13 protein-coding genes and 1 pseudogene are annotated in these 13,120 nt (G+C 40.5%); 12 read left to right on the forward strand and 2 right to left on the reverse strand.

What is annotated here, in order from left to right; all coding sequences use genetic code 11:
- Positions 1-23: 23 nt before the first annotated feature.
- From G596_RS0113980 to G596_RS0114000, 5 genes are all read left to right on the forward strand, one after another.
- A complete protein-coding gene (locus G596_RS0113980) occupies positions 24-1,604 on the forward strand; it encodes a response regulator transcription factor (RefSeq protein ID WP_022762459.1) in 1,581 nt (526 codons plus the stop codon).
- Positions 1,605-1,694: 90 nt separating this feature from the next.
- Positions 1,695-3,449: an extracellular solute-binding protein gene (locus G596_RS0113985; RefSeq protein WP_022762460.1), complete on the forward strand. Its 1,755-nt coding sequence runs from the start codon at positions 1,695-1,697 to the stop codon at positions 3,447-3,449.
- Positions 3,450-3,590: 141 nt separating this feature from the next.
- Positions 3,591-4,529, forward strand: coding sequence for an ABC transporter permease (locus G596_RS0113990; protein WP_022762461.1), 939 nt, complete (start codon positions 3,591-3,593; stop codon positions 4,527-4,529).
- Between the two features lie 15 nt (positions 4,530-4,544).
- Positions 4,545-5,444, forward strand: coding sequence for a carbohydrate ABC transporter permease (locus G596_RS0113995; RefSeq protein ID WP_022762462.1), 900 nt, complete (start codon positions 4,545-4,547; stop codon positions 5,442-5,444).
- Positions 5,445-6,061: 617 nt separating this feature from the next.
- Positions 6,062-7,117, forward strand: coding sequence for a zinc finger Ran-binding domain-containing protein (locus G596_RS0114000; RefSeq protein ID WP_022762463.1), 1,056 nt, complete (start codon positions 6,062-6,064; stop codon positions 7,115-7,117).
- Between the two features lie 51 nt (positions 7,118-7,168).
- Here the strand turns inward: G596_RS0114000 and G596_RS23950 are convergent, their stop codons facing one another.
- Positions 7,169-8,218 (reverse strand): helix-turn-helix domain-containing protein, encoded by a 1,050-nt coding sequence (locus G596_RS23950; RefSeq protein ID WP_256379755.1) that lies wholly within the window; start codon positions 8,216-8,218, stop codon positions 7,169-7,171.
- A 616-nt stretch (positions 8,219-8,834) separates the two neighbouring features.
- On the opposite strand from G596_RS23950, the gene G596_RS0114010 reads away from it, so the two are divergent.
- From G596_RS0114010 to G596_RS22285, 7 genes are all read left to right on the forward strand, one after another.
- Positions 8,835-9,599, forward strand: coding sequence for a class I SAM-dependent methyltransferase (locus tag G596_RS0114010; protein ID WP_022762464.1), 765 nt, complete (start codon positions 8,835-8,837; stop codon positions 9,597-9,599).
- A gap of 2 nt (positions 9,600-9,601) precedes the next feature.
- Positions 9,602-9,943 (forward strand): class I SAM-dependent methyltransferase, encoded by a 342-nt coding sequence (locus tag G596_RS22280; RefSeq protein ID WP_022762465.1) that lies wholly within the window; start codon positions 9,602-9,604, stop codon positions 9,941-9,943.
- Positions 9,940-10,443 (forward strand): hypothetical protein, encoded by a 504-nt coding sequence (locus G596_RS0114020; RefSeq protein ID WP_022762466.1) that lies wholly within the window; start codon positions 9,940-9,942, stop codon positions 10,441-10,443. Before G596_RS22280 ends, G596_RS0114020 begins: the two co-directional genes overlap by 4 nt.
- Before the next feature lie 20 nt (positions 10,444-10,463).
- Positions 10,464-11,090 carry a GNAT family N-acetyltransferase gene (locus tag G596_RS0114025; protein ID WP_022762467.1) on the forward strand — a complete coding sequence of 209 codons (627 nt, stop codon included), beginning with the start codon at positions 10,464-10,466 and terminating at the stop codon, positions 11,088-11,090.
- Positions 11,091-11,108: 18 nt separating this feature from the next.
- Complete coding sequence (locus G596_RS0114030) at positions 11,109-11,936, forward strand: class I SAM-dependent methyltransferase (protein ID WP_022762468.1); 828 nt, start codon at positions 11,109-11,111, stop codon at positions 11,934-11,936.
- 7 nt (positions 11,937-11,943) lie between these two features.
- Positions 11,944-12,153: a hypothetical protein gene (locus G596_RS0114035; protein ID WP_242829196.1), complete on the forward strand. Its 210-nt coding sequence runs from the start codon at positions 11,944-11,946 to the stop codon at positions 12,151-12,153.
- 132 nt (positions 12,154-12,285) lie between these two features.
- A complete protein-coding gene (locus G596_RS22285; protein WP_022762470.1) occupies positions 12,286-12,834 on the forward strand; it encodes a methyltransferase family protein in 549 nt (182 codons plus the stop codon).
- 95 nt (positions 12,835-12,929) lie between these two features.
- Here the strand turns inward: G596_RS22285 and G596_RS25420 are convergent.
- Positions 12,930-13,120: pseudogene (locus G596_RS25420) on the reverse strand (IS110 family transposase); the annotation flags it as partial.

Consider the following 13,120-nt stretch of genomic DNA (forward strand, 5'->3'; position numbering starts at 1 on the left):
ATTAACGAGAGGATTTACGTTTTATGCTTAATTTGTTACTGGTGGATGACGAGCCGTTTATATTGCAGGGACTTAAGGTCCTTCTGAATTACGAGGACGAGGGATATGAAGTCTATACCGCTTCGAATGGTCAGGATGCGCTTGATCTCATAAAGACGACAAATATTGATCTTATTATTTCCGATATCAAGATGCCTGTCATGGATGGCTTAGAGCTCCTTGCAAATGTCAGGGAGCGCTACCCCGACATATATTTTGTGATACTTAGCGGTTACGCCGAATTTTCCTATGCGCAGAAGGCGCTTCACTACGACTGCGCGGAGTACATATTAAAACCGGTTGAGAAGGATGCCATATTGAAGGTCCTTAGGAAGGTCGCTGCGAGCAAGGCTGACAAGGTTTTTGCGCAAAGACGAAGTATGGAGAGAGAGAAGGCCTTTTTTGACCAGAATCTTAAGGCTGCGCTCATGGGCAGGTACAGCAATGATAATATCGGATATCTGAAAAAGCATCTGCCGGAAAATGAGGATATGTGCTATGTCGGAATTGAACTTTCGCCCAGTCTCGATCAGGAAGAGGTATCCGATGAGGAAAAAGCAGCTTTCCTTGATAAGCTTCTTTTGGTGACTCAGGAGGATATGAAGGCAAATTCAGAACTTGTAATTAAGGATGCTTTTGGTGAAGAGAAGATCTATGATATAGGATTCTTGTTCCATGAAGCGCTTGCAAAGGATCAGAATCTTTCTCCTGAAAGTTACCTGCGAGAGATGCTCGGACGAATCGAGAGAGTATGCGATTTTCCCATAACAATGCTTGTCGGCAAGATGGTGCGCGGAATTGAAGCTATATCAAAATCATACACAACGGTGCGCATGCTCCATTCGTTGCAGGGCTTTCGCGAGAGCAGAGATATATACTTCTATGAGGAGGAATATCAGATCCGCGATAGCGGAATAACTCTTTGCAAAAAGCAGCTCGATAATCTCATAGCAGCAATTGAACTTAATGAGAAAATTCAGATAAGACAGCGGGTAGATGAGTTCCACGAAGAAATGTTAAAGACCGGAATAACCGGGAAAACCATGAATCTCAATATCAACTATCTTCTTTTCCAGCTCATTCATATAGCCAGTGAGCAGGACAGTGATGTTAATCAGGAGGAGATTCTGAGACTTATATCGGAGAGCAGTTTCGAGGAAGGTATAAGCCGCGGAAGTAAAAGCCATCTGTACAGAATGTCCTGTGAATACGGTGATTATCTTGCGCAGCTGCGCAAAAACGTATCCAAGGGTGTTTTGGCGGATATTGAAAATGAGGTTAGGGAGAACTATGCAAGTAACCTCACATTAAAAGAGCTCAGTGAAAAATACTATGTAAACAGTGCGTATCTGGGGCAGCTTTTCAGAAAAAGATATAAGTGCTCCTTTAAGGACTACCTCAATCAGAAGAGGATAGATGAGGCGTCGCTCCTTCTTCGAAAGACCGATCTGAAAATTTATCAGGTGGCTGAAAAGGTCGGATACCGCGATGTTGACTACTTTGTTAATAAATTTATCGAGGCCAAGGGTTGTACCCCGGCAAAATATAGAAAACAGGAACAATAATTTTTCGGGGTTTTATTAATAATTTATCCCATGAACTTAAAACCGTATTTTTGTAAAATGCTAATCATTAAGAAAAGGAGGATTTCTAGTATGAAAAAGAAAGTGGTTAGCATTTTGATGGCAACATGCATGCTCGGTGCTACACTTGCTGGTTGCGGCTCTAACGGCGGCAATGATGCAGGTACAACAACTGATGCAGGCACAGCTACAGAGTCTGGTTCAGAAGCTGGTAGCGAAGATGCAGGCAGTGCAGACGCAGGCAGCGAAGATGCAGGCAGTGCAACATCTGACGGTGAGGTTACAGACTTCACAATGTTCATCACAATGCCCGGCTCAGAGATCAATGATGACAATGAAATTGCTCAGATGATCGCTGACAAGTATGGTGTAAAGGTTAAGGAAACATGGCTTACAGGCCAGACAGCTTCCGAGGCTACAGGTACACTTATTGCAGGTGGTGAGTATCCTGATTTCATCGATTCCGATGAAATGAATCTTTTGATCGATGCAGATGCACTCATTCCCCTTGATGATTACATCGACCAGTATCCTGAATTCAAGGAGAAGTGGTTCACAGAGGAAGAGTGGGAGAAGTTCCGTCAGCCTGATGGACACATCTACTGGATCAATCCTTTCGGAAATACAAAGGGCGAAACAAAGACAACAACTCATAATGACGAAGCATTCTGGATTCAGGTAAGAGTTCTTGAGTGGGCAGGATACCCGAAGATCGAGACACTTGATCAGTACTTCCAGCTCCTTGAGGATTACATTGCAGCTAATCCTACAATGGAAGATGGTACAGAGAACATTGCTTACACAATCCTTTGCGAAGACTGGAGATACTTCTGCCTTGAGAACGCAGGTCAGTTCCTTGCAGGATATCCCAATGACGGTTCTGTAATCGTTGACAAGACAGACATGACAATCAAGGATTACAACACATCTGAGGATACTATCGCATACTTCAAGAAGCTCAACGAAGAGTACAAGAAGGGCATGATAGATCCTGAGTCCTTCACTCAGACATATGATGAGTATATTGCTAAGCTTTCAACTGGTCGTGTTCTTGGTATGGTTGACCAGTGGTGGGATTTCGCTAACAACGTTAACGATTCTTACAAGCAGACAGGCCTTGATGCTAAGGGCTGCAACTATGTTCCGCTTGGACTTACAACAAAGCCCGGCATGGAGAACAGATGGCATACATATGATGACACAGTTAACCAGGCTTCAGGTATCGCTATTACAACAGATTGTAAGGATCCTGATAAGGCCTTCAAGTTCCTTGTAGATTGTGCAATGGACCAGGAACTCCATGATCTCAGATTCTGGGGTGTTAAGGGCGTTGACTATGAAGTAGACGACGACGGATTATACTACCGCACAGATGAGCAGAGAAAGAACTGGGCAGACACATCATATCAGGCTTCACACAGATGTCAGTATTCATACTTCCCTCAGTGGCATGGTACATCTGATGATGGAAAGAATGCTAACAAGCCTGAAGAGCAGCCCTCCGAATTCATGTATGATATGGCTGAGCCTCTTAAGGCATGCTTCGATGCTTATGGTGCAACAACATATCCTCAGCTGATCGGTTCTGTACAGGAGACAAACGGACCTTGGTTCCCGATGTACTCATACTCTAACAACTTCACAACTGAGACACCCGGCGGTGTAGCTTGGGCTAAGATGGGTGAAGTTAAGCATGAGTGGCTTCCTAAGGTAGTTATGGCTGACGATTTCGAAAAGGGATGGTCAGATTACATGGATGCTTACAATGCATGCAAGCCTGAGGACTTCCTTGGCGAGATGCAGGAGATTCTTGATACATTCAAGTAATAAAAAGCTAGATATTTTTACAAAGAAAATATTATAAAAAGAGGAAAAGGCGGTAAACGCGATTCATATAATGTTTACTGCCTTTTTCTTAAGAAAAAAAAGAGATATAGTTCTTGCAGAAAACCTAATGAGGAGTGTCTTATGGCTCGAAATGAAAATATGAAAAAGGACAAGAAGATCACAATTAAAGAATTGAAACGTCAGAAATTTCTTCTGGGTGTGTCATTCTTTGTTGTGCTGTACGGTATTATATTCTACTACCTGCCTTTAGCAGGCTGGATTATGGCTTTTGAGAATTACAAGCCTAAAAAAGGATTTTTGGGATCTACCTTCGTAGGACTTGCGAAGTTCAAGTTCCTGTTTGAAGATGAAGTATTCATTAAGGTAATAAGGAATACCTTTGCAATGGGTGTTATTAACCTTGTTACGACCACAATAATGGCAGTTCTTTTTGCTATTGTATTAAATGAAGTCAGAAGGGGATGGGTTAAGAAACCTATTCAGACAATATCCTACCTTCCTCACTTCTTATCCTGGATTGTTGTTACCAGTATTCTCCATGTATCTTTGTCATCAACCGGTATTATTAATGACCTGCTGATGAGATTTGGATTTATTAAACAGGCAATCAACTTTTTTGCGCACCCCGGTTATTTCTGGCCAATAGTTGCATTTGCAAACTGTTGGAAGGAGACGGGATGGAACGCAATAATCTATCTTGCAGCCATCACAGCTATAGATCCTGCTTTATATGAAGCAGCATCCATCGATGGAGCAGACAGATTACAAAAGATCAGATATATTACTTTCCCGGGTATAAAGCCCACATTCATGATTCTTCTTCTTATGAATGTCGGTAACGTACTTAATGCAGGTTTCGAAGTACAGTACCTGCTTGGTAACGGACTTGTACAGTCTGTATCACAGACTATCGATATCTATGTACTGAAATGGGGTATTTCGCAGAACGATTACTCTCTTGGTACTGCTGCTGGTTTGTTTAAGAGTGCTGTAAGTATTGCAATCATCGTTATTGCCAACGCTATTGCTAAGAAATACAGCGAGCAGAGATTATTCTAAGGGAGGAGCAAAGCGATGAACGAAAAAGAGTATAAAGTAAGAAGACCGGTGAGTGACGTCATATTTGAGATATTTGTCGTAGTGTTCCTTTTCCTTTTTGTAGTAATAACACTTTACCCTGTTCTCAATACGGTTGCACTTTCATTTAATGATGGTATTGATGCTGTAAGAGGCGGTATCTACTTGTGGCCTCGTAAGTTTACAATGAAAAACTATAATACAGTATTTGCTATGCAGAACATTTGGACAGGTGCCAGAGTAACAGTATTAAGAACCGTAATTGCAACACTCACTTCACTTTTTGCAAATGCACTTCTTGCATTTGTAGTAAGTAGAAAGAGATTTTTATTTAAGTCCCAGCTTTCACTTTTCTGGGTTATCACAATGTATGTAAACGGTGGTATGATTCCTACATTCCTCCTTTACAAGAATCTTGGACTTACAGGAACATTCCATGTTTACTGGGTTCCCGGCATGATCAGTGCTTTCAATATGCTGGTTATGAGAACTTACATGGAAGGAATTCCGGAAAGTTTGGAAGAATCCGCACAGCTTGATGGTGCAGGATACTGGACAATCTTCAAGGATATCATTTCTCCTTTAAGTAAGCCCGTTTACGCAACAGTTGCTCTGTTCATTGCGGTATGGCAGTGGAACTCATGGTTCGATGCAATGCTGTACAACCGTATGAAGACAGAATACACCACACTTCAGTATGAGTTGATGAAGTTGCTGTCATCAGTAATGCAGCAGAGTGGTAGTGCGGATAGTGCTAAGAATGGTGCAAACACCATCACACCTATCACAATCCGTGCAGCAGTTACAGTTGCAACAATGCTTCCTATCGTACTTCTTTATCCTTTCTTACAGAGGTACTTCGTTACCGGTCTTACAATCGGTGGCGTAAAGGAGTGATACTAAGACCATTACACCTTATGGTGTAAATAGATAATACTTTCCTTATATGCGAACTCCGCATCGGTTATGGCCGGTGCGGAGTTTTTTGTTTGGGAAACGAATCAACCAGATAACTCTAAAAATCGACAATGTTATGCCTTGACCTATTTGCCCTCTATTATGTTTGTGGTTTTCACTTGTTTAAGGGGTGTCACAATAAAACAGGCAATTTCGGTCTGATTTGTTGTACGGAAAAAATGGCGAGACAACAAATTGTTATGAATATAGCTACATTGTTGCATGATAAAATGATTGGAACAACAATTCAATATAAAACAAGATGATTTGTTGCATGAAAAAAATGCAGGCACAACAAATCAACTACAATCTACCTGATTTGTTGTTCGAGAGAATTTTCGATACAACAAATCAGGTTAATCATGAAGAATTTATTGTCCAGGTAAATCCCAGACCACAATAAAGCAGGCTGACAAAATATAACAAAATAAGCAGTTCTATTTTACAATATTAACTATTCTAAAAGGCGCTTGTATATTCTATACTCGTTAAAGGAGGAGTGAAATTCTATATTTTTTCATAATATAATAGAGCACGACCTTGGAGGAAAATTTCGAATGGAAGATAAGATTGTAATGGGCTACTGGGACTGTCCGTCCTGTGGAAGTACAGGAATACCCGGAAAAACTTATGACTGTCCGAATTGTGGAAGACAGAGGGGAAAAGAGACCAAGTTTTACATGAAGTCCGGGCCGGTGGAATATGTTCCGGGACACAAGGTTACGGGAGCAGACTGGTACTGTGAATACTGCGGAGCGCTTAACACTGCGGAAAGAACTACCTGTGAAAATTGCGGATCGCCGAAGAGCGACAGCAAAGATGATTACTTTTCACTGAAAAAACCAAAGCCCGAAGTAAAGCCAAGCAGTACTCAGAACAACACGACTTCTGCGCCGGGAAACAAAGGATCGTTCTCAAGATTCCGCTTAATCGGGATTATCGCAATCGCTATTCTCATTATAATCCTGATAAACAGTATAGTTTCGAGACCGAAAAATTATACCTTTGATGTAAAGACCCTGACCTGGGAAAACTCCATTGATATCGAGGAAAACAAAACTTTCCGGGAGTCGGACTGGAATCTTCCAAGCGATGCAAGACTTGCCTATACGAACTGGGAAATCCGAAGCTATGAGTCGGTGCTTGACCACTATGAAACAGTGACAAAATCACGGCAGGTTCAGGACGGAGGGCATTACGAGACAAGCTATTCGGATAACGGAGACGGAACTTTTACAGAGCATAACAATTACGTTCCGGATTATACGACTGAGTATTACACGGAGGAGGAACCCGTTTACAGGCAGGAACCCATCTATGATACGAAATACTATTATGATATAGACAGGTGGGTTGATGAACGAACCGAGACGACCACGGGAACTGACAAGAATCCCTACTGGCCAACTCTCAATCTCACTGACAAGGAAAGAGAAGCCGGAAGGTCATCAAAGTATACGATGAGCGGTGAACTGAATTATAAGTCATTTGGAAAAAGTAAGAAAAAGACTGAAGAATACACGATAGATGAGTCCACTTGGAAAGAATTAAAACCGGGAGATAAGCTCGATGTAACAATAAAAGACGGCAAGCTTGTCGAGTGGAGCAAATAAAAATAATCCCAGCCCAAAGTAAATAAAAATAATCCCAGCCCTACGATTTGTTTAAGGGGCTGGGATTTTTAGATCAAGGCTCTTTTTCTGTAGCATTACGCTGATGTCGCTATCCATTTTGTAGATCAGGACATCATCTACCTCTTCGGTTGGGCCATTCGACAGGTGTTGGACGGCAGTATCAATATCATAGCACCATACTTCATCAAACTCTGCGTTTCCCCCGATATGATCGAAATGATCGTGTGAATTCACTACTATTATGGGAAGATCTGTTAGTTCTTCCACAAGAGGACGTATTTTTTCAATTCCTAGTCCGATATCCAAAAGCAGTGCTTTTTCTTTTCCGAGAATCAAAAAGCTGCAGACATCCTGCTCATAGGGTATTTCAAAAAAAGCATAGACATCTGACGGTAACTCGTATACAGAAAACCAGTCACTGTCAGTCTCCACTTTGTTAAATATGCTCCATTTCTCGTCAAGAGTTTTCTGCCATTTACTATATTCTTGCTTTAGATCCTCATTTGGATCAGCCGATGCTCTGCAGGCACACAGAAAAACAGTCAATAGAAACAGTGGTATAAGACGCAAAAAGCTTTTTCTAAAATAAGTCATAAAATTCCTAATCATAACCTTCTTAATTCCAAAATCTTCTTTTTGATTTTCAGCATTTTTGTACATGAGAATAGTATAAACTCTCCCTTTGCTTAAGGAGGCATATTTATAATTTTTTACGATAAATCTGATACATTTTTCAGAATACAAGGTGAGTTCAGCACTTTGATGCAAGGTATGCCTTCCCTGTATATGCTTGTTGTAATGTTCCTTTCTGAACACCGCGGGAGTGCAGCCATTCTTTTCCCTGAAGCACTGTGTGAAATAGCTCTGGGAATTAAATGCAAGAAAACTGCCTATTTCAGCGCAGGAGTAGTCTGAAAAACGCAGCATGTTTTCTGCAACTTCAAGCTTACGGAACAGGATGTACTCTGACACAGTATAGCCTGTTTCTTTTTTGAATAGAGTTGAGAGATAGTTGTTGTTAAGTTTTATGGAATTTGCAAGATCATCCAAGCGTATGGTTTCGTGTAGGTGCTGATCTATATTTCAGATGCAAGAACGCTCTTCGCGATACACCAGCTGAACTTATATGTAACGATTCCATGCAGTGATTATATGAAGCGTATGAAGCGTTTTTGACACAGACTATTTTTGCATCAAGTAACTGCCGCGATTTCTTTTTTGGGAAGTTGCGGCAGTTATATGTGGATAAATCTTCTACCGCAATTACAATTCTGGAAGTTTGAGGCAGTCAATTGTGGCATCATAATTCTGCCACATTATCAATATTTCTCTTTTGAGGCAGATAATTACATGTACAAATTACTGCTGCAAACATGATTTTTATATATTGTGGCAGTATATGGATTAAAAACACCACTACCGCAAGTATAAATATTTGTGATTGCGGTAGAATTTGTCACCCAATGCGTACTGCTGATACTATGCATTATCGGTTTTGCAGCAGATAATACTATATAAGATGAGCGATCTAAATATTTTCTGAGAAAAGTTAGAAATAACTAACGAGAAGTGTTATCATTAAGATATTCAAAGGGAAAAGTATGGAGTAACGGAAATAGTAGGCGTGTGGACATCAAGGAAGCGTAGTGCTATGGTTCATAGTTAGCAAATGCTAACATGAATAAAGGAGGATGATATGAAAGCTGATTATAAGAATTGGGTACCAAAAGGAATGGTATTAGGGACATTGGCTGTAACATGTGTGTTGCTTGTGATAGCTATGATTTTGGGGATTAAGTCAGTTCTGGGAATAGTATTTCTAGTGCTGATGGTGTTGTCTGCGCTGGGGACATTATGGATGTTCCTTATGTACAAGGCTTTTTCCTATAATGGAACAAGACAAATGTCCATGCATATCATTGAAGGAGTATCGTCATACGTTAAGATTCCTGACGGAGGTAAATGCCTTGATGTCGGATGTGGAAGCGGCGCTCTGAGTATTGCCTGTGCCAGGAAAAATCCGGGAGCTCAGATTATCGGTATAGACAGATGGGGAAAAGAGTATGCATCCTTCAGCAAAAATCTTTGCGAAAGTAATTCCGTAGCAGAAGGCGTAAATAATACATCTTTTCAGCAGGGAGATGCCTGCAAGCTGGATTTCAATGACGAGTCATTTGACGCAGTGACAAGTAATTACGTGTATCACAACATTCCAAGTAAGGACAGGCAGGCAATCCTTCTTGAAACATTAAGGACACTTAAGAAAGGCGGCACTTTTGCTATTCACGATATTATGTCTAAATCCAAATACGGAGATATGGAGAGCTTTGTAGAGAAGCTTAAGACTATGGGATACGAAGACGTTAGACTTATTGATACAACAAATGGCATGTTCATGAACAAGTGGGAGTCCACATGGATGGGACTTACAGGCTCAGCAATTCTTATGGGAAGGAAATAAATATGGGACTTTATAAAAATTTTGTTAGTCAGACAAGAAAACCTGAAGGCTTTCTAGGACAGATGATGGTTAACGGTATGAACAGCGGTCATGCCAAGATGGCAGACTGGGGCATGGCACATCTTAAGACCATTGCACCGGAAGAAATTCTTGAAGTTGGTTGCGGCGGAGGAAGAAATGCGCACGCACTTATGGAGAAGTATCCTGCATCAAAGCTGACAGCCATTGATTATTCTGATGTTTCGGTTGAAAAGGCGACAGCATACAATACGGATATGATCAAGAAAGGACGTTGTAAGGTCCAACAGGGAGATGTTTCTAAACTAGGAGTGGAGGCTATATGAATGCGATTATAGCAGGACTTATGTGGTCTGTTTTGTGGATAGGATATATATTTGTTGTTCTCAAATGGTATCCGTGGGAGTTACTTCATGATTATCCTGAAGATATTAAAGAGGCAGCGACACTTCCTGAACCTACAGATAAACAGAAAAAGCAGGCAAAGCTTGTGTGTGGAATCATATGTCTTGTGATATTTGGATCACTGCTGGCATTTGGACTGACAAAATTTGCCTCTGCTCAGACCACTTTCCTAATGGTACTCGTATATGTATTTATCGTAGGTATGATATGGAATGCGATAGATTTGCTTGTTATGGACTGGATTCTAGTATGCTCAATCACACCTAAGATTGTAGTCATAGAGGGAACAGAAGGATGTAAGGGATATAAGGATTATATGTTCCATTTTAAGGGATTCTTTATAGGATGCGCATATACAGCGATAATGGCAATTGTATTTTCGGGGATTATTTATGGGATATTAAAGTTTTTTATCTGGTGATTTGCTGGGGGACTGAAAAAATGATTGAGATGAGAGGATTGTCGGAAACGGATATTAAAACAATATCCGGACAAATTGCAGATGCTTTTTACGATTATTCATACAATGAGAGCGACGAAGGCCTTATTAAATATATTGGCACTAGAGAAAACATGTATATCTACATTGGTGCTATAGTAAAAGCAGCTTATAAAAGCGGGATGCTTTATACAACATCTGAGAACAGAGAAGGATTCTTGGTGCTTTCAGGTGAAGGCGTGAACTCTATTGGATTTTCAGATGGCATGAAGATGATAATTGCCGAGAAAAAGGCCCTTGGTGGTTTTAAGAAGATGAAGCATTTTATTTCTGCGTGTTTTTCTGAAGGTGGTTCCATAGAGACACGAATGAAAAAATCCAAGAGGAAGTTCTTAAGAATTGAGGTATTGGTTGTAAGAAAAGAATATCAAAAGCAAGGATTTATGAAGCAGATGATGGATTATGCGTATGAACTTGCTGATAAACAAGGTGTGCCGGTCATTCTTGATACTGATGATAAGGATAAAAGTGACAGGTACGAGCATCTTGGCATGAAGCTTGATAGAATCAGAAACTGCGGCGAAAAATTTCATATGTATGATCTGATAAGAGAACCTAAAGTAGCCTAATGACAGAGGTTAAGACACATGTATCATATTGAGAAAAACACTGTACAGGAAACACTGATTATACCGCTGTTTGGAAGAAAAGTATGCTCGGAACATTTTCCAGATTTATTTAAGGATCCTGAGGCAGAGCGTATTTGCTCTATGCTGGATTATGATTTTGAAGAAAAGGGCAAGAAGATGGAGAGCACAGTAGGACTGTTTGGCGCACTTGAAGTTGCTCAGAGGCAGTATGATCTTGCATGGGAGGTAAAGGATTATCTAAAGAAACATCCGGATGCAGCGATCGTAAATCTTGGGTGCGGATTGGATGATACGTTCAGAAAATGTGATAACGGAACTTGTAAGGGTTACAACATAGATATGCCTGATGTGATAAAGGTCAGGAATGAGATCCTTCCTGCAGGAGAGAGGGAGAATAATCTAGGATACGATCTTAATGATGATTGCTGGATGGATGAAATAAATCCGTCGCATGGTGTTGTTTTCTTTGCATCAGGTGTTTTCTATTATTTTAAGACTGAAGCTGTAAGAGGGTTGTTCCAAAAGATGGCGAAAAGATTTCCCGGTGCGGTTATTGTATTCGATTCCTGTAACCGGCGCGGTGCAAAGATGATGACTAAGACATGGCTGAAGGAAGCGGGAATATCGGATGTGAATGCGTTTTTCTCTATTGAAGATAAATCTGAAATAGAAGCGTGGAGTAGTAATTTCGCATCTGTAACTGCGCGGAGTTACATGAGGGGATACAGAGATATCTATAACGAAGTCGGTTTCTTTCATAAGCTTATGATCAAGTTCTGTGATAGCCTGGTTAAAATGCAGATCATAAAGATTACGTTTGGGTGAGGTGGCTGTGGTGATTATTATGATCCAGCTGATTTTATATTGCTTATTGTTCACTGTAATGGTTAAGTACGCAGTAAGAGGCGGTGCTATTGATGGTTTGTATTTCTATCCAAAACCGGTGCAGGAGAGGGCTTTTGAGATAGGACTGACAACAAGGGAAATCATGCAGAAAAAACGCAGGATTTTTATGACAGAGTTATTGTGGCGGGAATTGTAGTGGTTTTGTTTTATAGGACATGAAGATGAATAAAAAGATAAAAGCCTATTCCGGGCTTACAAGGCATGTGGAGTTTATTAGGCACTCGGATCTGTCAGACGGGCCATCATGCCATGACGAGGTAATACGAAAATGTTAAAGAACTACATGAAAGAAGGACAAAAGCTACCTTTATTTGGAGTTGGACCATATATAATCTATGGAATTGCCATGGTAAATGTTGTGGGGATTATCCTATTTAGCTATGTCTTTAAGATAGGAATTTTGTATGAACCATGGATTCTCATATTTCGTATTGTTGGTGCATTGCTCATTGTGTTAGGAGCAGCTGTTTGGTACATAGGTGCGCTTCGCTCGGATATGGATGACTCGATAACGGAGAACAGACTTCAAACCAAGGGAATATATTCCTGGGTAAGAAATCCCATGTACAGCGGTTGGTGGATTGCTTTATCAGGAATAACCTTGATGTGGCACAATGTATGGCTGCTCCTTTTTCCGATTATCGATTGGTTGATCATGACAATAGCTTTGATCAACACAGAAGAAAAGTGGCTCCTGGATTTATACGGAGAAGAATACGCAGAGTATAAGAAAAATGTAAATAGATGCATTCCGTGGTTTCCGAGGCGTGTGGATATAAAAAGAGGTGACAAACTATTAGTAGTCAATAGGTTTTAGAGAAATTTTTGAAATTATTGGCGGGAGGGTAACTTTAATAAACCATCTGAATACATCGTATTTCAGATGGTAACCGGATTCGATGCTATTCGTGATTAGCGTAGTTTTTGAGAATTGAAGTCTATGTCCTGTTTTTCTAAAGCAAAGATTACTCGGATGAGTTTCTTCGCAACGTGGGTTATAGCTACCCTATGTGGTTTGCCTTCATGACGTTTCTTGGCATAATAAGTTGCAAAAGTCATATCGAAACGAATTAAAGGAATACAGCAGTTTAGCAATACATACC

Source organism: Butyrivibrio sp. AD3002, assembly GCF_000420905.1.
Classification (GTDB): Bacteria; Bacillota; Clostridia; order Lachnospirales; family Lachnospiraceae; genus Butyrivibrio.